The sequence below is a fragment of the Streptomyces vastus genome (assembly GCF_039532825.1).
In the GTDB taxonomy this organism is placed as follows: Bacteria; Actinomycetota; Actinomycetes; order Streptomycetales; family Streptomycetaceae; genus Streptomyces; species Streptomyces vastus.
The window spans coordinates 104,722-131,703 of record NZ_BAAASJ010000081.1; the positions used below are offsets into that span (position 1 = coordinate 104,722).

Sequence of the window (26,982 nt, forward strand, 5' to 3'; positions counted from 1 at the left end):
CGCCGAGCCGCCCGAAACGAGGTTGAGGTCGAGTACACGGGCGGCGGAGCCAACCGGGAGAACCTGCCTTGAGTCGTGAAACTGACAGTTCGTCCTCCGGGCCCAACGGGCGCGGCGGAACCGCCTACCCGTCGGGTACGCCGCCGTACGGGACCCCCATGGGTTCCGAAGACGGTGCTGACGCGGGGCGTTCCGCTGGTGAACGGCCGGAGGAAATCAAGACCGAGACCACGCTGACGACGCGGATCCGGATCAACATCCCTGGATCGAGGCCCATTCCGCCGGTCGTCGTGCGGACGCCCGTCGGGGACTCGGAGAGTTCCGGCAGCGGTTCGAAGAGTGCGACGGGTGCCAACGGGTCGGCCGGCTCGCCCAGATCGGCGTCTGCCGCGGCCGAGCCGGGGCCGAGCGCTTCCGCGGGTGCGCCCAAGCCCCCGGATCCCGCGCCCTCTCCAGGCTCCGGCGCCGCCGCCGAGGAGAAGACGAGCGACTGGTTCGCTCCTCGTAAGTCCGGTGCGCCCAAGGGCGGTCAGGGCGGTGGCTCGACCAACGGGGCCGGTGCCTCCGGCGGTTCGGCTGGTACGGGCTCGGGTGTCTCCGGTGGGTCGGGCGCTGCCGGCGCTCGTCCCGGGAGTACGGGTGTGCGTCCTGGTGGAGCGCCTCGGCCCGGTTCCGGTGGTGCGAGCTCGAACGGTACGAACGGTGCGGGGCTGCCCGGTGCGGGCGGCACCAGTGCTGTGGCGCCCGGGCATGGCGGCGGTACCGGGTCCTTCGACGTTTCCGGTGTGCTGGCGGCGGGGCCGCTGGGGGCCGGTAGCGGGGGTGGTCCCGGGAACGCGAACGGAGCCAACGGCGGCGGTGCCGGTGACGATGCGTCGCGGCGCGATGATCTGCCGTTCTTCTCCGAAGGGGGCCGGGGTGCCCACGGCGGTCCTGGTGGTCCGGGCGGCCCCTCGAGGCCGACCGGTGGACCGGTCACGGGCGACGGGCCGATGGCGGCGCCTGGCGGCGCCGGGCGGCCGGGAGGCCAGGGCGGCCCCGACAGTTTCGGGGGCCCTGGTGGGGTCGGTGGGCCGGGAGGTCTGGGCGTCCATGGTGCTTCCGGCGGACCGGGTGCTCCTGGCGGGCCTGGCGGATCCGGCGCTCCGGTCGGTGGCCCCGGAGGCCCGGGTGGCCCCGGTTCCCTGAGTGGTCCGAACGGTGCGGGTGGCCCGAATGCTCCGGGCCGTCCCGGCGGATCCGGCGCCCCGGCAGCTGATCCCGGTCGTCCCGGGGGTCCGAATGGTCCTGGAGGCGCCGGTGGGTCCGGCGCCCCGGCCGGTGGCCCTGGTCGTCCCGGAGGCCCGGGTGGCCCGGGTTCCCTGAGTGGTCCGAACGGGCCCGGCGGATCCGGCGCTCCGGCCGGTGGCCCCGGCGGCCCAGGTCGTCCCGGCGGTGGGATGAGTGACGACACCGCGATCCTCACCCCGCAGAAGCCGGCGCCCGAACCGCCCGGTTACGGCGGCGGGCCCGGGGAGAACGTCTCCGGGCACACCCTGACCAGCGGCATTCCCGTCGTACCGTCGCACCAGAACCCGTTCGGGCCCGGTGCGCGCTCCGACGGCCCGATGCCGCACCAGCCCCCGAAGCTGCCCGAGCCGGTCTCGCCGACCGTGCCCGCGGCCTCGAAGCCGAAGAAGAAGGGGCGCAACAAGCTGGTGCTCCTTGGGGCCGGCGTGGTGGGCGTTGCCGGTATCGCGTACGGCGCCGGGCTGCTCATGAACCACTCCGACGTGCCCAAGAACACCACCGTGTTCGGCGTCGACATCGGCGGCGGCACCCGCGACGAGGCCGTCAACAAGCTCGACGACGCCTTCGGGAAACGTATGGACGCACCGTTGAAGCTGTCCGTCGACGGCGAGACGGTGTCGCTCCAGCCGGGCCAGGCGGGCCTTCAGTTCGACACCCAGTCCACGGTGCGTGCCGCTGCGGGCAGCGACTACAACCCCGTGTCGGTGATCGGCTCGCTGTTCGGCGGCGAGCGCGTCGTCGAACCGGAGATGCCCGTCGACGAGGAGAAGCTGCGGGCCGCCCTGGAGCGCGCCGCGGGCGGCGCCGGAACGGCGACCGAGGGCACGATCAAGTTCGAGTCGGGCAAGGCCGTCCCCGTGTACGGCAAGCCGGGCAAGTCCATCGCCATCGGCCAGTCGACGAAGGCCGTCGAGGAGGCGTACCGCAGGCAGGTGGCGACCGGCGATCCGGGCGCCGTTCAGGTTCCGACCACGACGAAGGAGCCGACGGTCACGAAGGCCGAAGTCGACCGGAAGATGAAGGAGTTCGCGGAGCCGGCGATGTCCGAGCTCGCCACCGTTCAGACCGACGCGGCACACAGCATCCAGTTCGGACCCGTTTCACTGCCGAAGATCCTCGGGTTCAAGGCCGTCAAGGGCAAGCTCGTGGAGACGTACGACCTCGAGGCGCTCAAGGAGGCGTACGGCACCACCTTCGACGACGTGCAGATCGAGGGCGCGAGTGGGAAGCGTGACGTCCTGCCGCAGGACGTCGTCTCCGCACTGGGCAAGGCTCTGCGCGGCAAGACGCCCGAGGAGCGCATCGGGGTCATCGAGACCAACCCGAGCTGACCGCTTCAGTTGAGCATCGCGCGGGCCGCGCGCGCCTGTTGGCGTACGCGGTCCGCTGCGGGTTCGTCGACAGGGGCCACGATGTCGGCGTACGCGTCGAGTTCTGTGGCGCCTGCCAGGAAGTCGCCGTGCTGGACGAGGAGTTGGGCGCGGTCGTAGCGGAGGCGGGCGGGGTGGGACGGGAGCAGTAGGGAGAGGTCCACGGCCCACAGGGCGACGTCGCCGCGTTCGGGGCGGGCGGCGGCCCAGGCGCGGATGTTGTTGAGGATGCGCAGGACGACGTCGAGCGGGTCGGCGGGCGTGAGCATCGACGGGTCGAGGGGCGCACCGGTGGCGCCCGCCACGAGCAGCTCCGCGTCGGGGCCGGTCATTACGCGGCCGCCATCGAAGGGGTCGGCCAGGATCTGCTCCTCGAATTCAGCACTGAGCGAAGCTCCTTGAGGGGCAGTGGGCGGGCCGAAGCCCACCACGAAGTGGCCTGGGAGGGCGACCCCGTACACGTGCGCCCCCGCCCTGCGCGCGACCTCCATCCACACGACCGAGAGCAGGATCGGCAGCCCGCGTCGCCGCCGCAGCACCTCGTGCAGGAGCGAGGACTCCAGCCGCTGGTAGTCACCTGCGCTGCCGCGGAACCCGCAGCGCCCGCCGAGATGTTCGGCCAGCGCCGTGGCCCAGGCCTGGGGCCCGCCCGGCCGGAACGGCACCTCCCCGGCCAGCCGGTCCAGTTCGATCTGCGCGGCGTCCATCCCCGCCTCGTCGAGCGCTCCGTCCGCCTCGGCCCCGATGAGCAGGCACAGCGTCGCAAGATCGGGTCGCTCGGCCCGCGCCTCATCAGCGAACCACCGCCGCCATGCGGCGCTCCGCTCCGGCCCGGGAGGATGAGGTGGACCCATAACTGCCTCGTGCCCTTTCACACCGATTGCTACCGCCGCGCGGCTCCAACCACCAGTCTCACCGCACCACCGACCTCCGTCGCGCTACGGCTCCCGGTAGTGGTGGTACACGTGGTGCGCCGCGAACCCCATCCCCCCGTACAGCGCCCGCGCCCCTTCGTTGTCGGTCTCCACCTGCAACCAAGCTGCCGAGGCGCCCTCCGACAGGGCCTGGCGGGCCAGTGCGCCCATCACCATCGTGGCCAGACCCTGACGGCGAAGGGACGGATCCACCTCGAGTGCGGCGAAACCGGCCCAGCGGCCGTCCACCACACAGCGGCCGATCGCCGCCGGGGAACCCGGATCGGCGCCGGGCACTGTCGCGAACCACACCGAAGGCCCGCGGTCCAGTACCTTGAGCGCCACCTCGCTCAAGCCCTTGCGCTGGTAGCGGCCGAGCCACGCCTCGTCCGCCGTACGGGAGAGGAGCACCGGACGCGCGGGCTCCGGAAGATCGCCGAGCGGCGCGAGCGCGCCCGTCCACAGCTCGGCGCTCACCTCACGCGTCCACTCCCGCCCCTCCAGCTCCGCACACAGCAACTCCTGCGTGCCCTCGGCGCCGGTCGCGGTCTGGACGTACGCGGGCAGACCACGGGCCGCGTACCAGTCCCGTACGAACGCCAGCGCCTCGTCGAGCGGCAGTCCGGGATCGCCCAGCGGCAGCACCGAGTTCGCCCGCCGGGTAAAGCCCGCCCGTCGCCCGACCACCGCCCCCCATCGACGCGCTTCGCGCGGCACCTTCTGGACTGCGGCCCGCAGCTCCCAGCCGCCGAGAAGCTCCCGCTCCACCGGCTGCCAGCCCCGCGCGGCGACCCGCGCCAGCTCCTCGTACGACGCCGAAGGGCCCCGGCGGCGGGCCGGCGCCGACGGTACGACCTTCCCCGCGACAAGCGACGCTTCCGGGATGCGGACACGCTCCCCGGACCGTCGTGTGATCAGCAGCACACCGTCGTCCCATGATGTGAGAACACCAACCGTGTCGGTGAACCTCTCACCCTTCGGAGCGTCTTCGTCCAGCTGCCGTACCGAGACACGTTTGCCCACGTCAGCAGGGGTGACACGGACTTCGAGCCGTATATGCGAGGAGAAATCCACAGCTCAGTACAACCCTCCTGTTCGGATCACGCCCGGGAACGGAGATACTAGGTGCGGGCATCGACGACGCCGCGCTCCCGCGCGCCAGGCGGCGGAGCCTGAGGAGGCCCGCCAGCGCCCTACCGAGGAGGAACGACAGCGTGACTTACGTCATCGCGCAGCCTTGTGTCGACGTCAAGGACAAGGCGTGCATCGAGGAGTGCCCGGTCGACTGCATCTACGAGGGCTCAAGGTCCTTGTACATCCACCCGGACGAATGCGTCGACTGCGGAGCCTGTGAGCCGGTATGTCCGGTCGAGGCGATCTTCTATGAGGACGACACTCCGGAAGAGTGGAAGGACTACTACAAGGCGAACGTCGAGTTCTTCGACGAGCTCGGGTCGCCCGGCGGCGCCAGCAAGCTCGGCCTGATCGAGCGCGATCACCCCTTCATCGCAGCGCTGCCGCCGCAGAACCAGTAAGCGGCGCCCGCTTCCGCGTCGCCTCGGTCCCGTACGCCCTGATCGCCTTGATCGCCGTACGGGACCGAGGCGTTTGCCCGAGCGGCCCGGCGCCCCGCCGCCCAAGCAGAAAGTGAACCCCGTGTCCGCAGTCTCCGACCGGCTTCCCGCCTTTCCCTGGGACAAGCTGGAGCCATTCAAGGCGACGGCCCGCGCTCATCCGGAGGGCATCGTCGACCTGTCCGTCGGTACCCCGGTCGACCCGGTTCCCGAGCTGATCCAGAAAGCTCTGGTGGCCGCGGCCGACTCGCCCGGCTATCCCACGGTGTGGGGTACGCCGGAACTGCGGGACGCGCTCACGGGCTGGTGCGAGCGGAGACTGGGCGCGCGCGGCCTCACCCACCGCAATGTCCTGCCGGTCGTCGGCTCGAAGGAGCTGGTGGCCTGGCTGCCGACCCAGCTGGGCCTCGGCCCCGGCACTGCGACATCGAAAGACGTGGTCGCCTACCCGCGCCTCGCCTACCCGACGTACGAGGTCGGGGCCAGGCTGGCTCGCGCTGACCACGTCTCGTACGAGGACCCGACAGAGCTGGACCCGACCGATCTGAAGCTCCTGTGGCTCAACTCCCCGTCGAACCCCACCGGCCGCGTCCTGTCCAAGGACGAGCTGACCCGGATCGTCGTCTGGGCGCGCGAGCACGGCATCCTCGTCTTCTCCGACGAGTGCTACATCGAGCTCGGCTGGGAGGCCGACCCGGTCTCGGTGCTGCACCCGGACGTGTGCGGCGGCTCGTACGAGGGCCTCGTGTCGGTCCACTCGCTCTCGAAGCGGTCGAACCTCGCGGGCTACCGCGCCGCGTTCCTGGTGGGCGACGAGGCCGTCCTCGGTGACCTCCTCCAGATCCGCAAGCACGGCGGCATGATGACGCCCGCGCCGACCCAGGCCGCGATGATCGCCGCCCTCGGAGACGACACCCACGTACGCGAACAGCGCGAGCGTTACGCGGCCCGCCGTACGGCCCTGCGCGAGGCTCTGCTGCGGCACGGTTTCCGCATCGAGCACAGCGAGGCGAGCCTGTACCTCTGGGCGACCCGGGACGAGTCCTGCTGGGACACGGTGGCCCATCTGGCGGAGCTGGGTGTCCTGGCCGCACCGGGCGACTTCTACGGGCCGGCGGGCGAACGGTTCGTCCGCGTGGCACTGACGGCGACGGATGAGCGGGTACAGGCAGCCGTGGGGCGCCTGTAGGTCTCATACGTACGGCGAAGGGGTCCGGGTGGTGTGCACCTGGACCCCTTCGCCGTATGAGCGTGGTGTCAGCCGAGCGGCAGGGTCTTCGCCGGCAGCGTGTCCGTGCCGGGGAGGCCCCCCTTGGTGAGGCCGTCCGTCGACAGGGGCGCCTCGCCCGACTTGGCGGCGTCACCGGCCACGTCACTCGCGGAACCGGCGACATCCCCGGCGGAGCGCTGCGCGGCGGGCGCCGTCTGCTTGACGGCCTTGCCTGTGGTCTTGACGGTCTTGCCGCCCGTCTTGCCCGCGGCCGGTGCGGCCTGCTTGACGGCCTTGTTGCCGGCGTCGCTCGCGAGGTCGGTGGTGGTCTGCGTGGCACCGTCGACGCTGGTGCCCGCGTTGTCCAGCGCGGACATCCCGCCGAGGTCGGGTGTAGCGGGCAGCTGGGGCGCCGCGCTGGCGGAGCCGGCCGCACCGACCCCGGCAGCCGCTCCCGCTGCGACGAGCAGCGCGGTACGGGCGATCCGGCGGGTCAGGGGGAGGGACATGATGCTCCTTAGACGGGGAGAAAACGGTGAAGTGTGCGACCGGGACCGGGACCGGGAGTTGGCGGTGGCCGACTGGATGCCGGCCAACTGACTGCAGCTGATCGTTCCGGGCTCGGACGCAGTGACTACCGCTCGAAGTCCGCGAAGGTTGCGGTGGCCCGACGTAAAGAGTTGGCAATGCGTCGCATTATCTGCTGCGGAGGAAACCGGGCAAAGAACGCCCGGTGCGAAAGTCTGCTGAATCCTTACGGCCCTTGATTCCCAAGGGATTCAGTCGATTCGCGAGTGGCCGGACGAAATCCTGTGCGCGCCGTGGACATGGCGCGCACAGGGTCCCTCCAACGGGTGGGGAGCCGTACTACCGCCCCGTGACGATTCGGACTTCGCCTGTGGAGTTCCGGGACCCCGAGGCTTCCGCGCGCCACTCGCTGCGGGTGTTCCCGGCCGTCCAGGCCCAACCCGCGTACGAGACCCGCTTGATGCGCAGCGCGGAGGCGTTGGCCACCGCCCAGTGCGCAAGCCCCCAGCCCCGCTGCCGCTCGCCGCTCCTGGCGGCCGGGCCGTCGGGGACGGGGATGACCACGGTGCGGGGGCTTGCGGGACCACCCGCACCGGTGGACGCGTCCGACGGCGTGGCGCCCGCGCCCGGCTTCAACTTCCGCTCCGCACCCGCCCCTTGGAACATGTCCTGCCCGAAGTCCCGTACCAGCGCGGCGCGCACCGCGTCCGGTCCGCCGGGCCGCATGTCACCGGTCCGCATCTCCGGACGCCCCTCACAGGTGAGCGTGCCCGCCGCGCGCCCCGTCAGTGCCGCGGCCAGCAGGGTGGCGTCCGTTTCATGCTTCGCGTACGCGTCCGGGAAGCCGCTGCGCTGCACGCGCTGGGCGGCGACGGTGAGCGGCAGCTCCGAGTAGTCCGGCACCTTGGCGAGGTGCTTGTAGAACTCGCCCGCCGCGTATGCCGGGTCCATGACCTGCGTCTGTGTGCCCCACCCCTGCGAGGGCCGCTGCTGGAAGAGGCCCAGCGAGTCGCGGTCGCCATGGTCGATGTTGCGCAGACCGGACTCCTGGAGCGCCGTCGCGAGGGCGATCGTGACGGCCCGCTCGGGCATGCCGCGGTTGGTGCCGACCACCGAGATCGTCGCCGCGTTCACCGCCTGTTCCGCCGTGAACTCGTACTCGTGTGGCGCGCTGTCGCCCCTGTCCGAGACGACCGTGCACCGCGGAGCACCCGTGCCCCCGGAGACGTACTGGAAGGTGAGATACGCCGCGAGGGCGAGCAGCATCGCGAGGGCCGTTCCGAAACGGGGGAGGCGGCGGCGACGGCGGTTACTGATGGGTTCACGCACGCCCATCAAGGTAGCGAAGGGCAAGGGGTCGGATGACGGGACTATGGACATTTGGTCAACAAGCCGTGGGGGATGTCTCAAAGCAGTCGCGTGAGGGTGGTGCGTGCCGTCGCGCTAGGGTCGACCGTATGGCTGACACCCCGCTTGACCTCACCGTTGACGCCGCCCGGCTCACCGCGGAGCTCGTCGACTTTCCCTCGGAGAGCGGCAGCGAGAAGCCTCTCGCGGACGCCATCGAGACCGCGTTGCGTGCCCTGCCGCATCTGAGGGTCGACCGGTACGGCAACAACGTCGTCGCCCGTACGCAGCTGGGGCGGGCGGAGCGCGTGATCCTCGCCGGGCACATCGACACGGTGCCGATCGCCGGCAACGTGCCCTCGCGCCTGGACGAGGACGGCGTGCTGTGGGGCTGCGGTACCTGCGACATGAAGGCGGGTGTCGCCGTGCAGTTGCGCATCGCGGCCACCGTGCCCGAGCCCAATCGAGACCTCACATTCGTCTTCTACGACAACGAAGAGGTGGCCGCTCACCTCAACGGTCTGAAGCATGTGGCCGAGGCCCGTCCCGACTGGCTGGAGGGCGACTTCGCGGTTCTGCTGGAACCCTCGGACGGGCAGGTGGAGGGCGGCTGCCAGGGGACGCTCCGGGTGCTGCTGAAGACGCGCGGTGAGCGCGCCCACTCGGCGCGGAGCTGGATGGGCTCGAACGCGATCCATGCCGCTGCCCCGATCCTCGCCCGCCTGGCCTCGTACGAGCCGCGCTATCCGGTCATCGACGGGCTGGAGTACCGCGAGGGCCTCAATGCCGTCCGGATCGAGGGCGGAGTGGCGGGCAACGTCATCCCCGACGAGTGCGTGGTGGCCGTCAACTTCCGTTATGCGCCCGACCGTAGCGAGGCGGAGGCGCTGGCCCATGTGCACGAGGTGTTCGCGGACTGCGGGGTCGAGGAGTTCGTGGTCGACGACCACAGCGGGGCCGCGCTGCCCGGTCTGTCCCACCCGGCGGCCGTCGCGTTCATCGAGGCCGTCGGTGGCACTCCGCAGCCCAAGTACGGCTGGACGGACGTCTCCCGCTTCAGTGCGCTAGGCATCCCCGCCGTCAACTACGGACCCGGGAACCCCCACTTGGCGCACAAGCGGGATGAACGGGTCGAAACGGGGAAGATCCTGGCGGGGGAGGAACGCCTGCGGGCCTGGCTGACGTCCTGACCCGTACGTGAGGTCCTGCCCCGTACCTGAGGGCGGTTCATGGCGGACATGCCGGCGTCCTCCCTCCGTAACCCGCGTAGACCTACGCTGGGGTGGAACGACCTGCAAGCGGAGGGAGCAGACATGGCTACTGGCGACCCGGAGGGCAAGAAGCGGCCACCGGACGAGCAGCAGCTCGGCCCCGTGCTGCGCAGGCGCGGCCAGGTGCAGGCGAGCACGACGGACCAGCGGCTGCTGGACGCGGGAGGGCCCTCGGACTGGGTGCACACCGACCCCTGGCGGGTGCTGCGCATCCAGTCGGAGTTCATCGAGGGCTTCGGCACGCTGGCCGAACTCCCGCCCGCGATCAGCGTGTTCGGCTCGGCCCGTACGCCGGCCGGGTCGCTGGAGTACGAGGCCGGGGTCGCGCTCGGCCGGGGGCTTGTGGAGGCCGGGTTCGCGGTCATCACGGGTGGTGGGCCGGGTGCCATGGAGGCTGCCAACAAGGGCGCGTGCGAGGCGAAGGGCATCTCGGTCGGACTCGGCATCGAGCTGCCCTTCGAGCAGGGGCTGAACCCCTACGTCGACATCGGGCTGAACTTCCGCTACTTCTTCGTGCGCAAGATGATGTTCGTCAAGTACGCGCAGGGGTTCGTGGTCCTGCCCGGTGGCCTCGGCACGCTGGACGAGCTGTTCGAGGCGCTGACTCTGGTTCAGACCCAGAAGGTCACGCGCTTCCCCATCGTTCTCTTCGGTACGGAGTACTGGGGCGGCCTGGTCGACTGGCTCAAGAACACCCTCATCGCCCAGGGCAAGGCGTCGGAACAGGACCTGCTGTTGTTCCACCTGACGGATGACGTGGATGAGGCGGTGGCGTTGGTGTCCAAGGAGGCGGGGAGGTAGGGCGAGGGTTGTTTCGCCCCCTCCGCCCCTACCCGTCCCATCCCGGGGCCCCCGCCAGGGGCTCCGCCCCTGGACCTGCTGGGCTGCGCCCCAGACCCCCGTTCGGGGCTCCGCCCCAGACCCCGATCGGCCTGCGGCCTTGTCCTCAATCGCCGGACGGGCTGGTTGGTGCGGACCTGCGCTGACAAAGTTCGGAGGCAAAAAATCAGCCCCTGGGGGGTCCCCAGCGGTAGCTGGGGGAGTTTGAGGAGCGGGGGGCCGGGGGCTTGGCCCCCGAAACGGGGTCCGAGCGGGCGCCAGGGGTCCCGAAACGGGGTCTGGGGCGGAGCCCCGAGCGGGGGTCGGGGGCGCAGCCCCCAGCGGGTTCCGGGGCCGGCCCCGGGATGGGACGGGTAAGGGCGGGGGGGGCGAAGAGCCCTCCCGGCGGCACCCCGGCAGGACTACGCCAGCCCTCGACGGGCAACCGCCGGCGGCCTATGGCCGGCGATCGACGCCACCATGTCCAGGATCTGGCGGGTCTCCGCGACTTCGTGGACGCGGTACACCCGCGCCCCCAGCCACGCCGAGACGGCCGTCGTGGCAAGGGTCCCGAGGACCCGTTCCTTGACCGGCTTGTCCAAGGTCTCGCCGACGAAGTCCTTGTTGGAGAGGGAGACCAGCACGGGCCACCCCGTCGAAACCATCTCGCCCAGCCGACGCGTGGCCTCCAGACTGTGCCGCGTGTTCTTGCCGAAGTCGTGCCCGGGATCGATGAGCACGGACTCCCGCGGCACCCCGAGAGAGACCGCGCGCTCGGCCAGCCCGAGGGTGACCCGCAAGATGTCGGCCATGACATCGTCGTAGGCGACCCGATGCGGCCGCGTACGAGGCCGCGCACCGCCCGCGTGCGTACACACCAGCCCCACCCCGAACCGCCCGGCGACCTCCGCGAGCCGCGGATCGACGCCGCCCCACGCGTCGTTGAGCAGATCCGCGCCCGCCTCGCAGACCGCCTCACCGACCTCGTGCCGCCAGGTGTCGACGCTGATGATCACGTCGGGGAACCGACGCCGCACCTCGGCGACGAAATCCACCGTGCGTCGCGCCTCCTCCTCGGCCGTCACCTCCTCGCCGGGACCGGCCTTGACCCCACCGATGTCGATGATGGCAGCACCCTCTGACACCGCCTCCGCCACGCGTGCGAGCGCCGGCTCGTCGCGGAAGGTGGCCCCCTGGTCGTAGAAGGAGTCGGGGGTCCGGTTCACGATCGCCATGATCACCGGCTCATGCGCGTCGAACTCGCGCCTGCCCAGCCTGAGCATCCCCTGTGACCTCTCCCAGTTGTTCGCAGTGGTCGCCGTTCCGCCGCCTGGACCGGCCGCCTGCGACCCTAACTGTCAGCGTCGCATGGCACGATCGGAGCCTGACACTTTCCGCGTCGGCGCGTACCGCGTCGGCAACAGCCGGCGGCAGCCGGCGGCAGAGCGTGGGGGACCGCAGCGATGTTCATGTTCTTGTTCCTGGTCGTCGCCCTCGTCGTGGTCGTCGGCGCGGTGACCCTCTCCGTGCTGGGCGGCGGCGACAGCACCGCCCTCCCCGAGGCCCCGCCCGAGCGCTTCGTGGACCCCCTGCCACTGGACCGCCCGGTGCACCGCGGCGACCTGGAGCTGCTGCGCTTCCCGGTGACCGTCCGCGGCTACCGCATGGCTGACGTCGACGATGCCCTGGGCCGCCTCGCCGCCGAACTGGCCGAGCGCGACGCACGGATCGCCGACCTGGAGGTCGCGCTGGCCGGAGCGAGGGCGGACCGGGACGTCTCCCTGGACGAGCACACGGAGGACGACCACCAGTGAGCGAGGCACTGAAGGGACCCGACGGAGCGCTGCGCTGCCCCTGGGCCCTGTCGACCGAGGACTACGTGACGTACCACGACCAGGAGTGGGGCCGCCCGGTCCACGGCGACGACGCGCTGTACGAGCGGTTGTGCCTGGAGGCCTTCCAGTCGGGCCTGTCCTGGATCACGATCCTGCGCCGCCGCGAGGGCTTCCGCGCGGCCTTCGCCGACTTCAAGATCGCCGAGGTCGCCACCTTCACGGACGCCGACAAGCAGCGGCTCCTCGGCGACCCCGGGATCATCCGCAACAGGGCCAAGATCGAGGCGACGGTAGCCAATGCGCGTGCGCTGGCGAACTGGGCACCGGGCGAGCTGGACGAGCTGATCTGGTCGTACGCGCCGGACCCGACAACCCGCCCCGCCCCGAAGACCCTCGCCGACGTCCTGGCGGTGACCGACGAGTCCACGGCCCTCTCCAAGGCTCTGAAGAAGCGCGGCATCCGCTTCGTGGGCCCGACGACGGCGTACGCGCTGATGCAGGCGTGCGGCCTGGTGGACGACCACTTGGTGGATTGCGTGGCCAGAAGCGCCCCATAGGGGCCCGGTGCTGTTTCGATATGCGGCTTGGGAGAGTGATCAGCGACAGCCGGTCCGCGGTCTCCATCAGAGCCTCATCGACCCAGATACTTCGGCTTCTCCTTGTTGATGAACGCCTGCACCGCGATCACGTGATCCTCCGACGCCCCCGCCCGCGTCTGCAGCTCGTCCTCCTTCTCCAGGGCCTCGTCCAGGGAGTGGGACAGGGCGTAGGAGAGGGACTCCTTGAGCGCGGCGTACGCGAGCGTCGGCCCCTCGGCCAGAGTGCGGGCCACCTTCACGGCCTCGGCGGCCAGCTCGGCTGAGGGGACGAGGCGGTTGGCGATGCCGAGTTCGTACGCCTCCTGGGCCGTGATGCTGCGCGGGAAGAGCAGCAGATCCGCGGCCCGGCCTGGGCCGACGATGCGTGGCAGCGTCCAGGAGAGGCCAGAGTCGGCAGTCAGTGCGACCCCGGCGAACGAGGTGTTGAAGGAGGCCGTGTCGGCGACGATGCGATAGTCCGCGGCGAGCGCGAAGCCGAAACCCGCCCCGGCAGCGACACCGTTGACGGCTGCCACCACGGGCTTCGCCGCCCCCGTCAGGGCCCGCAGGGTCGGGTTGTAGTGCTCCCGCACCGTGCTCATGACGCTCCCGCCGTCCTGCTGGGCGCCCGACTCGCGCAGCGCGAGCAGCCCGCCGACGTGCTCTTTCAGGTCCTGGCCCACGCAGAAGGCCCGGTCACCGGCGGCGGTGAGCAGCACGGCCCGTACGGAGTCGTCCGCCGCTGCCGCCTGCGCCGCGTCCCGGAAGGCGACCTTGGTCTCGGTGTTCATCGCGTTCATCGCCTCGGGGCGGTTCAGCGTGATCGTCGCGAGTCCGTCGCTCACCTCGTAGAGCACGGTGTCGGCCATGGTGGGTCCCCTCCGGTGTCACGGCTTCGTCGTCGTCTTCGTCGTCGTTTTCGTGGTCGTTTTCGTGGTCGTCCGAGGACAGCATGGCGTAGATCACGAGGAGTGGCTGTGTTCAGACATGTGACCTGCGTCAAAGAATTCCGGCCCCCGAAAGTCGATGCGGCGGCGCAGTATCGCAGTCACATCGCCGAATTGAGTGGTTTTGCTCAAGCGCGTTGCGCAAGCGATGCCGACTGATGTTGGTCATCGGGTCCTGAGATGCGGGATAATGGCTTGGAAGCAATGTGTTCGATGCCGGTGACGCGTGTCCTCCAAGAGGACGTGTGCCCTCGAAGGGGCCGTCGGCGACGATGAGCTGGTTTCAGGAAGGGGAACGAGCATGGCGGCCATGAAGCCGCGGACGGGTGATGGCCCGCTCGAGGTGACCAAGGAGGGGCGGGGCATCGTCATGCGCGTTCCGCTCGAAGGCGGCGGTCGACTCGTCGTCGAGCTGACCCCTGACGAGGCCGACGCGCTCGGCGACGCCCTCAAGAAGGTCGTCGGCTGACGCGGGAGCGACGAAAAGGTTTTTGAGTCGCCCCGGCACCGCGGTTGGTGCCGGGGCGCTGTCGTTCCAGGGTTACGTGACTGACGTACGCCTGGGGTGTTCGTGCCGGTCAGCTTGGTGAAGGCGGGAAAGCGGCGCGACGGCTCAGCGTTTGACCGCACACAGCAGGCCGTCGCCGACGGGCAGCAGCGAAGGCACCAGGTCCTGGTTCTCGCGGACCGTGCGGAGCAGCTCGCGCTGGCGCAGTACCTCAGTCGGCTGCGGGCCCGAGTCCACTGTCCGGCCGTTGGAGAAGACGCCTTCGAAACAGACAAGGCCGCCGGGGCGGAGCAGGCGCAACGATTCAGCGAGATAGTCCAGATATTCCAGGCGGTCGCCGTCGCAGAAGACGAGGTCGTATCCGGAGTCTGCCAGCCGTGGCAGAACATCCAGGGCGCGGCCCGGAATGATGCGCGCGCGATTACTGGCGAAGCCGGCGGCTCGGAAGGCCTGCCGGGCGAACTGCTGGCGCTCCGGCTCCGTGTCTACGGTGGTCAGTACACCGTCCGGCCGCATGCCGTGCAGCAAGTGAATTCCGGAGACTCCGGTTCCGGTTCCGATCTCCGCCACCGCCTTCGCACCCACGGTGGCGGCGAGCAACCGCAGCGCGGCGCCGGTGCCGGGGGACACCGAGCGCAGCCCTGCCTCCCGGGCCCGGTCCCGGGCCCAGCGCAGCGCGTCCTCCTCGGCGACAAAGGCGTCGGCGAACGCCCAGCTCGTCTGCCGGTTGCCGCTAATGGCCCTCTCCCGTCCCCGTGGTTGCCTGGGCGTGACTGTATCCGTTGCCGTCGGGAACCCGCAGATGGGACCGGGCGTTTAGAGGGGTGTGGAACGACGCGGGGGGTAGCTGGTGGACAAGGACACCGAGCAAGTGCTGACGCAATCGCGGAAGCGCGTGTCAATTTCTCGTAAAACCGCTTATCCGGAGCTAACGGGCGAGGTGGCTATGGTAGGGGCTCCACTGGACACCACCAGAGCCGACAGGGGAGGTGCGGCTGCGCCTGGGGATCGAGGAGGGGTGCTGAAGCGCCTGCTCAGATCGGCGGGTGAGCCGAAATCCGTGACCGACACCGCTGACAAGTACCGCGCAGCCGATTCCGCTCAGACCGCGACCTTCACGTCCGACGCGGACTCGCAGGCGTGGACTCCGCCCACCTGGGAGGAGATCGTCAGCATGCACAGTGGCCGGGTCTACCGGCTCGCATACCGCCTGACGGGCAACCAGCACGATGCCGAGGACCTGACGCAGGAAGTCTTCGTCCGGGTGTTCCGCTCCCTGTCGACCTACACGCCCGGCACCTTCGAGGGCTGGCTGCACCGCATCACCACCAACCTCTTCCTGGACATGGTGCGCCGCAAGCAGCGCATCCGGTTCGACGCGCTCGGCGACGACGCGGCCGAGCGGCTGCCCAGCCGTGAGCCATCACCACAGCAGGTCTTCAACGACACGCATTTCGACGCGGACGTCCAGCAGGCGCTCGACACCCTCGCGCCCGAATTCCGTGCCGCGGTCGTCCTGTGTGACATCGAGGGGCTTTCGTACGAGGAGATCGCCGCGACCCTGGGCGTCAAGCTCGGCACGGTCCGCAGCCGGATCCACCGCGGCCGCTCGCAGCTGCGCAAGGCCCTTGCCCACCGGTCGCCCGAGGCCCGCGCCGAGCGCCGTGGCCTGGTCGTCACCGGGGTGCCCGCTCTGGGAGGAGGGGGCGCGACCGCGTGAGTGGATCACGTCCTACGCCGGCAGAGCAGCACCTGGGAGACCGACTCTCCGCCCTGGTGGACGGAGAGCTCGGTCATGAGGCGCGTGAGCGCGTCCTGGCCCACCTCGCGACCTGTGCGAAGTGCAAGGCCGAAGCCGATGAGCAACGACGACTGAAGAACGTGTTCGCGGAAGCGGCTCCACCCCCGCCCTCCGAGAGCTTCCTGGCCCGCCTCCAGGGGCTGCCCGGGGGAAGTGACGGGGACGGGGGCGGCTCCCGGCTGAGCGGAGGAGGCTTCGGCTCGTCCGGTGCCTTCGGCGTGAAGCAGGACCCGGGCTTCGGTGTGCCGCACGATCCGTTCGAGTATGTGCCGAGCGGCCCGCATGCCGCCGTGCTGCCCTCGGAACAGCGTGGGTTCCGTATCCATGACATCAGCAGACGTGAAGCCGAACGCTCGGCCTCACGCGGGCTGCGCTTCGCGTTCGTGGCGGCCGGGGCCGTATCGCTGGCCGCGGTCGCGCTCGGCGGGGTGTCGACCGGTGTGCCCGACAGCGTGGACGCACGGGGCGGGTCCGGCTCGGGCAGCAATGTGACCCCGGCGCGTACGCAGGGCACGGGAGCGTCGACGACGCCTGAGCAGCGCCGCCGTGGCTTTGCGCCGCTGCTCGCACAAGGACAGCGTTCCTTCACCGCGGAGCAGGTCGCGCCGACCGAGGTGTCCGCGCCGCTGCTGCCCGGAATGGCCGCGCCGGCTGGGCAGCACGACTCGCGTCCGCCTCATGCGCTGACCGCGCCTGTGATGGCCGGCGCCGCCGCGATGTCCCCGCTCATACGTCCCCTCGACACGCCCCCGCCTGTCACGCTGACCTCATGGTCGACGGCGTCTCAGTTCGCGACGCCCGGCCTGTCGGCCGTCGTGCCGCTGCCCGAGTCGTCCGCCTCGCCCTCGCCTCCCTCCGCCCGCTGAACCCGCCCTCTGCGCGGCGGCTGGTGAACCTGGTTGAATCCAGGGATGGGCCGCGCCCGCCGGAGGGACTCGGGGCGCGGAGTCGACAATCTGCGGCGCCCGCCGACGTGCCGGGCCGCGGACCAGGTGTGGGGAGAGCATGGACGAGGGGAAGCACTCCGCTTCCGCGGGAGACGGGACGAATCCATCCACGCCTGATGGCGCCCCGACCCCGATCGGGCACACGGAGAACGCCGCGAGCGGGCTCCGCCGTGAGAACAACGAGGGCGACTTCGAACTGGAGCGGCCTGCGAGCGCCGCGCCGGTCCCGTCGTCGGACGAGTTCCGCGGCGGCGTAAGCACGCCTGCCGGCCGTGTGCCCGTTGAGCGCACGCCTGCTGACCATGTGCCCGCGAACCGTGCGCCCGGTGAGCGGGCCAAGCCTCTGCACGATCCGGATCCGTACAGCACGCCTCCTTACGGAGGGCCCGGGCCCTACGCGCCCGCACCGCCGGTGCAGCATCCGGGGACGACTCCCGCGCAGGGTACGGCCGTTCCGGCGGCGACACCGGGGCACGGTAGCGACACGCACCGGGCGACCGCCGGCCATGGTGTGCCCGGACAGGCGGCGACTCCGCCGCCTCCGAACGGTTCCGCCGGAGCCGCGGTTCCGACGCACGACGCTGCCGCAGCCGGAGCGGGCTCGACTGCCCACGGCACCGGCTTGCCTGCAGCGGACCCTGCCCACGGCAGCGGCTTGCCTGCAGCGGACCCTGCCCACGGCAGCGGCTTGCCTGGAGCCGACCCTGCCCACGGCACCGCCGCGCCCGGAGTCGGCCTCGCCCACGGCACCCACATACCCGCCCCCGCAGCGCCCGTCCTGCCCGGCCCTCACTCGGGCCAGGTCCACGGTCACCACCCGAGCCCGGCCCCGGATCCCCAAGCCCAAGTCCAGCACCCTCAAGCCCAGGCCCAAGTCCCGCAGTTCCCTCAAGACTCCCAAGCCCCTCAAGCCCTGCAACCTCCCGTTCCCTGGCAGCACTACGACCCCTGGGCCGCCGCCCCCCTCCAGCAGAACGGGGCCGTCGTCGACAGCAAGAGCAGCCGGCGTAAACGGCTCAGGCGTTCGCTGGTTCTCGGAGCCGTGCTCATCGCTCTGGTGTCCGGAGGCCTCGGCGGCGCCGTGGGGGCGTATCTCGAGCGGAACGGCGGGATCGAGGACATAGAGCTGCCGCAGGCCGGGACGGAGGCCAAGGGGCGGGCGCCGGACAGCGTGGCGGGGATCGCGGCCAGTGCGCTGCCCAGCGTGGTGACCCTGCATGTGAGCGGGTCCGAGGCGCAGGGCACGGGCACCGGCTTCGTGCTCGACGAGCGCGGACACATCCTCACCAACCACCACGTCGTGGAGCCCGCCGGAGCGGGCGGCGACATCTCCGTGACCTTCAGCGGAGGCGAGAGCGCCAAGGCCAAGCTGGTCGGGGGCGACACCGGTTACGACCTCGCCGTGGTGAAGGTCAGCGGGGTCAGCGGCCTCAAGCCCCTGCCGCTCGGCAACTCCGACAACGTCCAGGTCGGCGACCCGGTGGTGGCCATAGGCGCACCGTTCGACCTCGAGAACACCGTGACCTCCGGGATCATCAGCGCCAAGGAGCGGCCGATCACCGCGGGCGGCGAGGCGGGCGACGGCAGCGACGTCTCGTATGTCGACGCCCTGCAGACCGACGCCCCGATCAACCCCGGCAACTCGGGCGGTCCCCTCGTGGATTCCAAGGCCCGCGTCATCGGCATCAACAGCGCCATCCGCTCCGCCGAAAGCGGCTCAGACCTGGAGGGTGGCCAGGCCGGGTCGATCGGACTTGGGTTCGCCATCCCCATCAATCAGGGCAAGCGCGTGGCCGAGGAGCTGATCAACACCGGCAAGGCCACGCACCCGGTGATCGGTGTCAGGCTCGACATGGAGTACACGGGCGACGGCGCCCGCGTCGGCACCAAGGGCGGCGACGCCCCCGTCACCAAGGGCGGCCCCGGCGACCGGGCCGGCATCAAGGCGGGCGACGTCATCACCGAGGTCGACGGCCGGCCCGTCCGCTCCGGTGAGGAGCTCATCGTCAAGACCCGCGCCCACCGCCCCGGCGACCGTCTGGAGCTGACCGTGGAGCGCGACGGCGAGGAGCGGAAGGTCACCCTCGTCCTCGGCTCCGCCGACGGCGACTGACAGGCACCGAGGGGACAACAAGCGACGGGAACAACAGGAACCCATCACGAACTGACAGGAATGGCACGAGTAAGACGCCGGGACAGTACCGGACAGACAGGAACGCCGGGTACCGTGGATCCGGCCCGGACCACGGAAGAATCCCGCCGAGGCCGAGGACATCCCGAGGAGCTGCAAGGTGTTCAATGACATAGGACCGCTCGAGCTGGTGGCGCTCGTTGTCCTTGCCGTGCTCGTCTTCGGCCCGGAGAAGCTCCCGAAGATGATCCAGGACGTCACGCGCACCATTCGCAAGATCCGCGAGTTCTCGGAGAGCGCCAAGGCGGACATCCGTGACGAACTGGGCCCCGAGTTCAAGGACTTCGAGTTCGAGGACCTCAACCCCAAGACGTTCATCCGCAAGCAGCTGGACAACGACGATCTGGGGCTCAAGGAGATCCGTAGCGGCTTCGACCTGAAGAAGGAGATGGCCGAGGTCACGGACGCGGTGCACGGCCGTGAGGCGGAGTCCGCCTCCTCCTCCACGACCTCCTCGGCCTCCGGCGGCACCGTCGACATGACGAAGAAGCGCGAGCAGCTCGAGCCGGCCGAGCGCCCCCCGTTCGACGCGGACGCGACCTGAGGCATACGTCGACCTGAGGCATACGCCGACCGGAAGCGTACGCCCCCCGAGCCGTTTGCCTCCGAGCTGCAAGGGCCCCGCGCCACCGAGTTCTGCCTGCTCACAGCGGTGCAAGCTGACGCGTACCCGACCCACCCGCCGACCGGTTTCACAGCTGGCTCTCGACGTGTGGCTATCCTGCCTAGTTGTTGTGCGGACCGGAGGGACGCCCGATGGGGGGCGGGCCGTTTCGGTCCGACGAGAGCGAGGAGGCGTCCGGGCAATGGAGACGACACGTCGGGTAGGCGCGCAGGCGCCGGACGCGGAGGGCGGACAACCTGTCCCCTCCGCCCGGGGCACGGTCGACGGCTACCTGCTGGCGCCCTTCCCGTGGTACGGCCTCGACGAGGCCTTCACGGGACCGCGCTGGCTGATGCAGGTCGGCACCGCGGCCGATGGTGCCGTCGAGCACGGCTCGATCGGGCACGGCGACGAGCCGTCCGTACGCAGTGAGTCGACGACGGACGACAAGGAGCGCTTCGCGGTCGTGGTGACCGTCGCGGCCAACCCCGTGCGGCGCAGCGCCGACGGCACCGGGCTCCTGGAGGCCACCTCGGTGTCCTCCGCGGCCTGGCTCGCGGGGGTGGGACTGCTGAACTGCACCTGGCCCGGCCAGATGGACCACACCCTGCGCGACGACTGGCTGGACCAGCAGACCGAGACGGCGTGGGTACTCGCAGATGACCTGACGGGTCCGGACTGGTCCCGGCTCTCGCTCCCCGTGGACGGGACTCCGGCGTCCTTCCACTACCGCGAGTCCGAGTTCGGCTGGGTCCTCGCGGGCTCCACGCAGCAGGGCGTGCACCTGGGCGCGTACGGGCGGGGGATGAGCGCGTACGGCTTGGGTTTCTCAGTGGTCAAGGACATCACCGCGTACGTCTAGCGGATACGCGGTTCGATCAGCCGGTACGAGGGTGGGGGCGCCGTTTCGCGAAACGGCGCCCCCACCCTCGTACCGGCCTCAGAACTTGTTCCTCGGTGTGATCCCCAGCGACATGCCCGACAGTCCCCGCTGTCGGCCGCCCAGCTTGCCCGCGATCGAGCGCAGGGCCGAGCCCGCAGGGGAGTCGGGATCGGTCAGGACGACGGGCTTGCCCTCGTCGCCGCCCTCGCGGAGGCGGACGTCGATCGGGATGCTCCCCAGGACCGGGACCGTCGCGCCGGTCGTCCGCGTCAGGCCGTCGGCGACCGTCTGGCCGCCGCCCGTGCCGAAGACGTCGACCATCTCGCCGCAGTGCGGGCAGGGCAGACCGGACATGTTCTCCACCACGCCCACGATCTTCTGATGGGTCTGGACGGCGATGGAACCGGCCCGCTCGGCGACCTCCGCGGCGGCCTGCTGTGGCGTCGTCACAATCAGGATCTCGGCGTTCGGCACCAGCTGCGCGACCGAGATCGCGATGTCGCCCGTGCCCGGAGGGAGGTCCATCAGGAGGATGTCCAGGTCACCCCAGTACACGTCTGCCAGGAACTGCTGAAGCGCGCGGTGGAGCATCGGGCCGCGCCAGACGACCGGTGCGTTGCCCGGGGTGAACATGCCGATCGAGATGACCTTCACGCCGTTCGCGGAGGGCGGCATGATCATGTTCTCGACCTGGGTCGGATGGCCGTCGGCGCCCAGCATGCGGGGCACGGAGTGGCCGTAGATGTCGGCGTCCACGACACCGACCTTCAGTCCGTCCGCCGCCATCGCCGCCGCCAGGTTCACGGTGACGGACGACTTGCCGACGCCGCCCTTGCCGGAGGCGACCGCGTACACGCGCGTGAGCGAGCCGGGCTTGGCGAAGGGGACCTCGCGTTCGGCCTGCCCGCCGCGCAGCGCGGACGCCAGCTCGCGGCGCTGCTCGTCGCTCATCACGTCCAGCGTGACGTCGACGCGCGTGACACCGTCGACCGCCTCGACCGCCTCCGTCACGTTCTCTGTGATCGTCTGGCGCATGGGGCAGCCGGAAACCGTCAGGTACACGGTGACCGCGACCGCGCCATCCGCCCCGATCTCCACCGATTTCACCATGCCCAGCTCGGTGATGGGTCGCTGGATCTCGGGGTCGTTCACCGTCGCCAGTGCTTCGCGCACCGCGTCTTCCGTAGCCATAAGGACGATGGTACGGCGCTTCCACCCACCCTCGGTAAGCCCGTCAGCGGTCGCCTACGTCACGTCCGCGCGGGTGTTCCGCCGGGAATACGACACGTCCGTCCGGTGGCCGCCCATCCAGTTCCCTGACCAGGCCCTCGAGCTCGGAGCGGATCCAGTCGCGGGTGGCCACTTCGCCGAGGCCGGTTCGGAGGGCGGCGATCTCGCGGGTCAGGTACTCGGTGTCCGCGATCGACCGTTCGTTCTGCTTGCGGTCCTGTTCGAGGTTGACCCGGTCGCGGTCGGCCTGACGGTTCTGTGCGAGCAGGATCAGGGGAGCGGCGTACGAGGCCTGGAGCGAGAGCATCAGGGTCAGGAAGATGAACGGGAACTCGTCGAAGCGCAGGCCGCTTGGCGCGGCGACGTTCCACAGCACCCACAGGATGATGACGGCCGTCATCCAGACGATGAACCGCCCGGTTCCCAGGAGCCGCGCGATCCGCTCCGACAGCCGTCCGAAGGCCTCCGGGTCCCACTCGGGCACCAGCCTGCGGCGCGGCGGCAGCGGCTGGTCGAGCCGGATGCGCGGGCGCCCGGTGACGCCCACGGGGACCCGCTCGCGGGTGTCGCGCTCAGGAACCATGAGCGGTCCCCTCGGTCTCCGCGTCCAGATGGAACTCCGTCTCGCGCCAGTCCTCGGGCAGCATGTGGTCGAGTACGTCGTCCACGGTCACCGCGCCGAGCAGCGACCCGCTCTCGTCGACCACGGGCGCCGCGACCATGTCGTACGCGGCGAAGAAGCCGGCCACCACCGGCAGCGGGGCCCCCGGTTCGAGCGGCTGGAGAACGTCGTCGAGGAGCGCGCTGACCAGCGTGTACGGGGGGTCGCGCAGAAGCCGCTGGAAGTGCACAGTGCCGAGGTACTTGCCGGTCGGCGTCTCGTCGGGCGGACGGCACACGTACACCTGGGCGGCCAGCGCGGGGGAGAGGTCGGGGTTGCGGACCCGGGCCAGCGCGTCGGCGACCGTCGCGTCCGGCTGCAGCACGATCGGTTCGGTGGTCATCAGTCCACCGGCGGTCCGCTCCTCGTACGCCATCAGCCGTCGTACGTCCGCCGCGTCGTCCGGGCGCATCAGCGTGAGCAGACGCTCCTTGTCCTCCTCCGGCAGCTCGGCCAGCAGGTCGGCCGCGTCGTCGGGGTCCATCGCCTCCAGGACGTCGGCGGCGCGCTCCTCCTTGAGCTTGCCGAGGATCTCGATCTGGTCGTCCTCGGGCAGCTCTTCGAGGACGTCGGCGAGCCGGTCGTCGTCCAGGGCCGCGGCCACCTCCGCGCGCCGCTTGGGCGAGAGGTGATGCAGTACGTTCGCGAGGTCGGCCGGGCGCAACTGCTCGAAGGTCGCGAGAAGACTCTCGGCGCCCTGCCCCTGCTCCTCGAGCGAGAACCCGGTGACGGCGGACCACTCGACGGTCAGCGTCTCCCCCTTGGACCGCCGGAAGGTGCCGCCCTTCCTCTTGCGTACGAAGACCCGGTCGATCTCCCAGTCGCGGCGGGCGGGCAACTGCTGGACCGACACATCCAGTACCGTCACCTCCTCGCCGGTCTCGACGAGTTGTACGCGCCGGTCGAGCAGTTCGCCGATGACGAGCCGTTCGGTGGGCCGCTGCTCGAAGCGCCGTACGTTCAGGACGCCGGTGGTGATGACCTGGCCCGACTCGATGCCGGTCACCCGCGTCATGGGCAGGAAGATGCGGCGGCGCGTGGACAGCTCGACGACGAGGCCGAGCAGCCGGGGCGGGCGCCTTCCCACCCGCAGCATGGCGACGAGATCGCGCACCCGGCCCACCTGGTCGCCGTTCGGGTCGAAGACGGCGACGCCGGTCAGGTGCGAGACGAAGATCCGGGGAGCGCCTGCGGCCATGCCGCACACCTCCTCCCTCCTTACGGATCTCTTGGCGATATATCCGCTTTTGCGGGCTTCAGGCTAGCCCGTCCCGACAGGACACGCCCCGGCGGTGAGTCCGGACGGACTGCCTCCGGAGTGCGGAGACGGCACAGGTACGCTGCCGTACGCCGTTGAGGACTCCCGAACGAGAGGCACCCACACCCGTGACCGCAATTCCCCAGGGCCGTACCCACCGGGCCGCACTCATCAGCGCGATGTGCGCACTGGTCGTGACGGGGACAGGACTGACGGGGTGCGGCGGCGAGGACCCGAACGCGGGCACCAACGGAGTCGGCAAACTCTCCGCCGAAGAGATCCAGGCCAGGACGAACCGTGCGGCCCAGGGTGCGGACGCGGTCCGTCTCTCCGGCTCGGTCGTCAGCAACGGGCGTACGTACAAGCTCGACATGCGCCTCAAGGCCGACGGCGGTACCGGTTCCGTCACCACACAGGACACGACCTTCCGGCTGCTGCGAGTCGGCGAGCACCTGTTCCTGAAGGCCGACACGGACTTCTGGGCCGACGACAAGGACGGCAAGGGCGACGCGGACATCCAGGCCGCCGAAAAGCTCGACGGCCTGTACGTGAAGGTCCCGCAGGGCGATCCCGCCTACCAGCGCTTCAGCGGCTTCACCGACAAGGACGTACTCCTGGACGGCCTCCTCACCCTCCACGGCACCCTGGCCAGGGACGGCCACCACGAACGCTCCGGCATCCGCACGATCCGCATCACCGGAGACAAGGGCTCCGGCGGCACCCTGGACGTCTCTCTGGAGGGCAAGCCCTACCCCCTGCTCCTGGCCCGAGCAGGCGGCGCGGGAACGATCCGCTTCACCGACTGGGGCGAGGACTTCCCCCTGGAAGAACCGGCAAAGAACGAGATGGTGGACTACGGGCAGCAGCTGCCGGAGTCGTAAGGGCTGAGCGGGGACTCGGGGCACCTCTTGAAGTCCGCTGCGGGATCTCGCCCTTCAGGGGGCGCGGGGCTGCGTCAATTTGCGGCTCCGCCGCGCGGGCGCGACCAGCGCCCCTGTAGGAGCGCGGGGAACTGCGTGACCAGCCACGACGAACCCGCAGCTTAGAACCGCCCTGCCAGCGCAGCTACCGCCGCTTCCGGCCACGGAACAGCAGCCGATGCACCCCCGCCGGGACCGGCTGACGCGTAGTCGCGGGAGTCGCCCGCGGCACAGCCGCAAGCGACCCGTCCGGCAGCGGCGCCGTACCCCCCGTCGGCTCCAGCCGAAGCACTCGACACTCCCGAGCCCACCGCTCCGGCATGGCCTCGCCATCCGGAGCGTTCAACCGCTTGCCCTTCAGCTCGGCGACCGCGGCGTCCCACTCGGGGGACCGGGGAGCCAGCTCCACGACCTTCGCCGCCCAGGACACGAGCCGCCCGCCCTTGTCCTTGCTGCGTACGGTGACCACCGCCTCGCCCCCGTCCACCAGCCCCGGCAACGGCTGCTCACCGGGCCCGTCGCCGACCAGGCACACGGCACCCTCGAACCACACATGCCACATCGCGCGGTCCGGCACCGGTGCGCCACCACCCCGTACCCACACGAGCGCGGACTTCTTGGTGGCCTCCTCGACGAGGGCCTGGTCGAGCAGCTCATCCGTCATGGCAGCAAGGGTATCCAGCCCACTCACAGCGACCCGTGCCCGCTCACCGTAGTCCGGGCCGGCTCACAGCCACCCGTTGCGCTTCAGCGTGCGGTGGATCGCGAAGCAGATCCCCACCGTGACGCTCAGCACCAGCGGGTACCCGAACTTCCAGCCCAGCTCCGGCATGTAGTCGAAATTCATGCCGTAGACGCCACACACCATCGTCGGCACGGCGATGATCGCTGCCCAGGACGTGATCTTGCGCATGTCCTCGTTCTGTGCGACGGAGGCCTGCGCGAGGTTGGCCTGGAGGATCGAGTTGAGCAGCTCGTCGAACCCGAGGACCTGCTCCTGGACCCGGGCAAGGTGGTCGGCGACATCGCGGAAGTACTTCTGGATGTCGGGGTCCACGAGCCGCATCGGCCGCTCGCTCAGCAGCTGCATGGGTCGCATCAGCGGGGACACCGCCCGCTTGAACTCCAGGACCTCACGCTTGAGCTGGTAGATCCGCGCCGAGTCGACACCGCGCGAGGTACCTCCCTTGCGCCCCGGCGAGAACACCGCCGTCTCGACCTCGTCGATGTCGTCCTGCACGGCGTCCGCGACCGCGATGTACCCGTCGACGACATGGTCGGCGATCGCGTGCAGCACGGCCGACGGCCCCTTGGCAAGCAACTCGGGGTCGTCCTGCAGCCGGTGCCGCAGCGCCCGCAGCGAGCCCTGCCCGCCGTGCCGAACGGTGATGAAGAAGTCCCGTCCGGTGAAGCACATCACCTCGCCGGTCTCCACGATCTCGCTGGTGGCGGTGAGTTCGTCGTGCTCGACGTAGTGGATGGTCTTGAAGACGGTGAACAGCGTCTCGTCGTAGCGCTCCAGCTTGGGCCGCTGGTGGGCGTGCACCGCGTCCTCGACGGCGAGCGGGTGCAGCCCGAACTCGCTGGCGATGACGGCGAATTCGTCCTCCGTCGGCTCATGCAGCCCGATCCAGGCGAAGCCGCCGTCACGGCGCACCTGGAGCATCGCCTCATGGGGCGTGAGGGTGGCGGGGAAGGCGACGCGGGCGCCGTCGCGGTAGATGGCGCAGTCCACGACAGCCGAGTTCGTTCCGGCCTCGCGGGTGCTGTCGTACGGGCCGCCGTCCTTGCGCAGCGAGGGGCGGACCGCTGCGCGCAGGTCTCGGATCATCGACATGGCAGGCTCCTTCGCGTACGAGCCGCCCGGCAACGGTTGGAACTGCCCGGAATGGGGACGTCCTGACTGAGGATGTTTGGCACGTCCGCAAAGCGGGGAGCACCGCACCGTCGCGGTGGCAGCTTCGCTACTGATACAGATCAGACAGATCAGGCAAAAACGAAGTGCTCTTCCGTCGTGCACCGACACGCATGACGCGAGTACGGGAGGCGGCAGCCAGTAGAGCTCGGATTGTGAGGAACTCAGCAGCCGGAAGAGCGGGTAGTACTACACGGTCGACTTCGATCCATGGAGCCCCACCTCCTCCGGCCGGTCCCCCGTAGGGGAGGTCCATCCCCCGTAGGGGAGTGTCGCGCGTCGGGACTCGAGAGCGACGCTTCTGCGTGCTGCCCCGACCAGCGGCCAAGACTATCAGCCGACTGGCCTGTCAAGCCGCCGCTTTGGCCTTGCCGCTCCCGG

Annotated in this window: 26 protein-coding genes; 14 read left to right on the plus strand and 12 right to left on the minus strand. The window is 70.3% G+C overall.

The features are described 5' to 3' along the window. Window positions 1-68 precede the first annotated feature (68 nt). Window positions 69-2,621, plus strand: coding sequence for a hypothetical protein (locus tag ABD357_RS29505; RefSeq protein ID WP_425585054.1), 2,553 nt, complete (start codon window positions 69-71; stop codon window positions 2,619-2,621). A gap of 5 nt (window positions 2,622-2,626) precedes the next feature. Here the strand turns inward: ABD357_RS29505 and ABD357_RS29510 are convergent, their stop codons facing one another. Together ABD357_RS29510 and ABD357_RS29515 are read right to left on the minus strand one after the other, a co-directional pair. Next, window positions 2,627-3,514, minus strand: coding sequence for a transglutaminase family protein (locus tag ABD357_RS29510; protein ID WP_344394064.1), 888 nt, complete (start codon window positions 3,512-3,514; stop codon window positions 2,627-2,629). A gap of 84 nt (window positions 3,515-3,598) precedes the next feature. Beyond that, window positions 3,599-4,648: a GNAT family N-acetyltransferase gene (locus tag ABD357_RS29515; RefSeq protein WP_344394065.1), complete on the minus strand. Its 1,050-nt coding sequence runs from the start codon at window positions 4,646-4,648 to the stop codon at window positions 3,599-3,601. A gap of 140 nt (window positions 4,649-4,788) precedes the next feature. Between ABD357_RS29515 and fdxA the strand changes: the two genes are divergently transcribed. Both fdxA and ABD357_RS29525 read left to right on the plus strand, forming a co-directional pair. Further along, the gene (gene fdxA / locus ABD357_RS29520; RefSeq protein WP_018089397.1) at window positions 4,789-5,109 is read left to right on the plus strand and encodes a ferredoxin; all 321 of its coding nucleotides are present in this window, start codon (window positions 4,789-4,791) and stop codon (window positions 5,107-5,109) included. A gap of 121 nt (window positions 5,110-5,230) precedes the next feature. Further along, window positions 5,231-6,337 (plus strand): bifunctional succinyldiaminopimelate transaminase/glutamate-prephenate aminotransferase, encoded by a 1,107-nt coding sequence (locus ABD357_RS29525; RefSeq protein WP_344394066.1) that lies wholly within the window; start codon window positions 5,231-5,233, stop codon window positions 6,335-6,337. Window positions 6,338-6,405: 68 nt separating this feature from the next. Here ABD357_RS29525 and ABD357_RS29530 read toward each other — a convergent pair whose 3' ends face one another. Beyond that, entirely contained in the window at window positions 6,406-6,867 is a 462-nt protein-coding gene (locus tag ABD357_RS29530) for an ATP-binding protein (protein ID WP_344394067.1), read from the minus strand. Window positions 6,868-7,225: 358 nt separating this feature from the next. Beyond that, window positions 7,226-8,215, minus strand: coding sequence for a heavy metal transporter (locus ABD357_RS29535; RefSeq protein ID WP_425585055.1), 990 nt, complete (start codon window positions 8,213-8,215; stop codon window positions 7,226-7,228). Between the two features lie 128 nt (window positions 8,216-8,343). Between ABD357_RS29535 and dapE the strand changes: the two genes are divergently transcribed. After that, window positions 8,344-9,423: a succinyl-diaminopimelate desuccinylase gene (gene dapE, locus ABD357_RS29540; RefSeq protein WP_344394069.1), complete on the plus strand. Its 1,080-nt coding sequence runs from the start codon at window positions 8,344-8,346 to the stop codon at window positions 9,421-9,423. Between the two features lie 123 nt (window positions 9,424-9,546). Beyond that, a complete protein-coding gene (locus ABD357_RS29545) occupies window positions 9,547-10,305 on the plus strand; it encodes an LOG family protein (RefSeq protein WP_344394070.1) in 759 nt (252 codons plus the stop codon). A 440-nt stretch (window positions 10,306-10,745) separates the two neighbouring features. On the opposite strand, the gene folP is transcribed toward ABD357_RS29545, so the two are convergent. Further along, a complete protein-coding gene (folP, locus tag ABD357_RS29550) occupies window positions 10,746-11,606 on the minus strand; it encodes a dihydropteroate synthase (protein WP_344394071.1) in 861 nt (286 codons plus the stop codon). A 180-nt stretch (window positions 11,607-11,786) separates the two neighbouring features. Between folP and ABD357_RS29555 the strand changes: the two genes are divergently transcribed. Next, on the plus strand, window positions 11,787-12,137 hold the full coding sequence (locus ABD357_RS29555) for a DivIVA domain-containing protein (RefSeq protein WP_344394072.1): 351 nt from the start codon (window positions 11,787-11,789) through the stop codon (window positions 12,135-12,137). Next, complete coding sequence (locus tag ABD357_RS29560; RefSeq protein WP_344394073.1) at window positions 12,134-12,715, plus strand: DNA-3-methyladenine glycosylase I; 582 nt, start codon at window positions 12,134-12,136, stop codon at window positions 12,713-12,715. Before ABD357_RS29555 ends, ABD357_RS29560 begins: the two co-directional genes overlap by 4 nt. A 74-nt stretch (window positions 12,716-12,789) precedes the next feature. On the opposite strand, the gene chcB is transcribed toward ABD357_RS29560, so the two are convergent. After that, window positions 12,790-13,605, minus strand: coding sequence for a 2-cyclohexenylcarbonyl CoA isomerase (gene chcB / locus ABD357_RS29565; protein ID WP_344394074.1), 816 nt, complete (start codon window positions 13,603-13,605; stop codon window positions 12,790-12,792). A gap of 379 nt (window positions 13,606-13,984) precedes the next feature. Between chcB and ABD357_RS29570 the strand changes: the two genes are divergently transcribed. Continuing rightward, window positions 13,985-14,152 carry a DUF3117 domain-containing protein gene (locus tag ABD357_RS29570; protein WP_003966491.1) on the plus strand — a complete coding sequence of 56 codons (168 nt, stop codon included), beginning with the start codon at window positions 13,985-13,987 and terminating at the stop codon, window positions 14,150-14,152. A 144-nt stretch (window positions 14,153-14,296) separates the two neighbouring features. Here the strand turns inward: ABD357_RS29570 and ABD357_RS29575 are convergent, their stop codons facing one another. Continuing rightward, entirely contained in the window at window positions 14,297-14,995 is a 699-nt protein-coding gene (locus ABD357_RS29575) for an O-methyltransferase (protein WP_344394133.1), read from the minus strand. A gap of 142 nt (window positions 14,996-15,137) precedes the next feature. Between ABD357_RS29575 and sigE the strand changes: the two genes are divergently transcribed. The 5 genes from sigE (at window position 15,138) to ABD357_RS29600 (ending at window position 20,596) form a co-directional block, all read left to right on the plus strand. Next, a complete protein-coding gene (gene sigE, locus ABD357_RS29580; protein ID WP_344394075.1) occupies window positions 15,138-15,911 on the plus strand; it encodes an RNA polymerase sigma factor SigE in 774 nt (257 codons plus the stop codon). Continuing rightward, window positions 15,908-16,858 (plus strand): anti-sigma factor family protein, encoded by a 951-nt coding sequence (locus ABD357_RS29585; protein ID WP_344394076.1) that lies wholly within the window; start codon window positions 15,908-15,910, stop codon window positions 16,856-16,858. The genes sigE and ABD357_RS29585 overlap by 4 nt, the downstream gene beginning before the upstream one ends. A 139-nt stretch (window positions 16,859-16,997) precedes the next feature. Then, window positions 16,998-19,052: a S1C family serine protease gene (locus tag ABD357_RS29590; protein WP_344394077.1), complete on the plus strand. Its 2,055-nt coding sequence runs from the start codon at window positions 16,998-17,000 to the stop codon at window positions 19,050-19,052. A gap of 178 nt (window positions 19,053-19,230) precedes the next feature. Continuing rightward, window positions 19,231-19,674, plus strand: coding sequence for a sec-independent translocase (locus ABD357_RS29595; protein ID WP_344394078.1), 444 nt, complete (start codon window positions 19,231-19,233; stop codon window positions 19,672-19,674). Window positions 19,675-19,936: 262 nt separating this feature from the next. Then, window positions 19,937-20,596 (plus strand): hypothetical protein, encoded by a 660-nt coding sequence (locus ABD357_RS29600; RefSeq protein ID WP_344394079.1) that lies wholly within the window; start codon window positions 19,937-19,939, stop codon window positions 20,594-20,596. Between the two features lie 78 nt (window positions 20,597-20,674). On the opposite strand, the gene ABD357_RS29605 is transcribed toward ABD357_RS29600, so the two are convergent. From ABD357_RS29605 to ABD357_RS29615, 3 genes are read right to left on the minus strand one after another with little or no spacing between them, the layout of a single operon-like run. Continuing rightward, window positions 20,675-21,808 carry an Mrp/NBP35 family ATP-binding protein gene (locus ABD357_RS29605; RefSeq protein WP_344394080.1) on the minus strand — a complete coding sequence of 378 codons (1,134 nt, stop codon included), beginning with the start codon at window positions 21,806-21,808 and terminating at the stop codon, window positions 20,675-20,677. Window positions 21,809-21,851: 43 nt separating this feature from the next. Continuing rightward, entirely contained in the window at window positions 21,852-22,430 is a 579-nt protein-coding gene (locus tag ABD357_RS29610; RefSeq protein ID WP_344394081.1) for a DUF1003 domain-containing protein, read from the minus strand. Further along, window positions 22,420-23,706 carry a magnesium transporter MgtE N-terminal domain-containing protein gene (locus ABD357_RS29615; protein ID WP_344394082.1) on the minus strand — a complete coding sequence of 429 codons (1,287 nt, stop codon included), beginning with the start codon at window positions 23,704-23,706 and terminating at the stop codon, window positions 22,420-22,422. The genes ABD357_RS29610 and ABD357_RS29615 overlap by 11 nt, the downstream gene beginning before the upstream one ends. 188 nt (window positions 23,707-23,894) lie before the next feature. Between ABD357_RS29615 and ABD357_RS29620 the strand changes: the two genes are divergently transcribed. Next, complete coding sequence (locus ABD357_RS29620) at window positions 23,895-24,647, plus strand: hypothetical protein (protein ID WP_344394083.1); 753 nt, start codon at window positions 23,895-23,897, stop codon at window positions 24,645-24,647. 184 nt (window positions 24,648-24,831) lie between these two features. Here ABD357_RS29620 and ABD357_RS29625 read toward each other — a convergent pair whose 3' ends face one another. After that, a complete protein-coding gene (locus ABD357_RS29625) occupies window positions 24,832-25,350 on the minus strand; it encodes a hypothetical protein (protein WP_344394084.1) in 519 nt (172 codons plus the stop codon). A 63-nt stretch (window positions 25,351-25,413) separates the two neighbouring features. Beyond that, window positions 25,414-26,523 (minus strand): magnesium and cobalt transport protein CorA, encoded by a 1,110-nt coding sequence (locus ABD357_RS29630; protein WP_344394085.1) that lies wholly within the window; start codon window positions 26,521-26,523, stop codon window positions 25,414-25,416. Window positions 26,524-26,982: the final 459 nt, after the last annotated feature.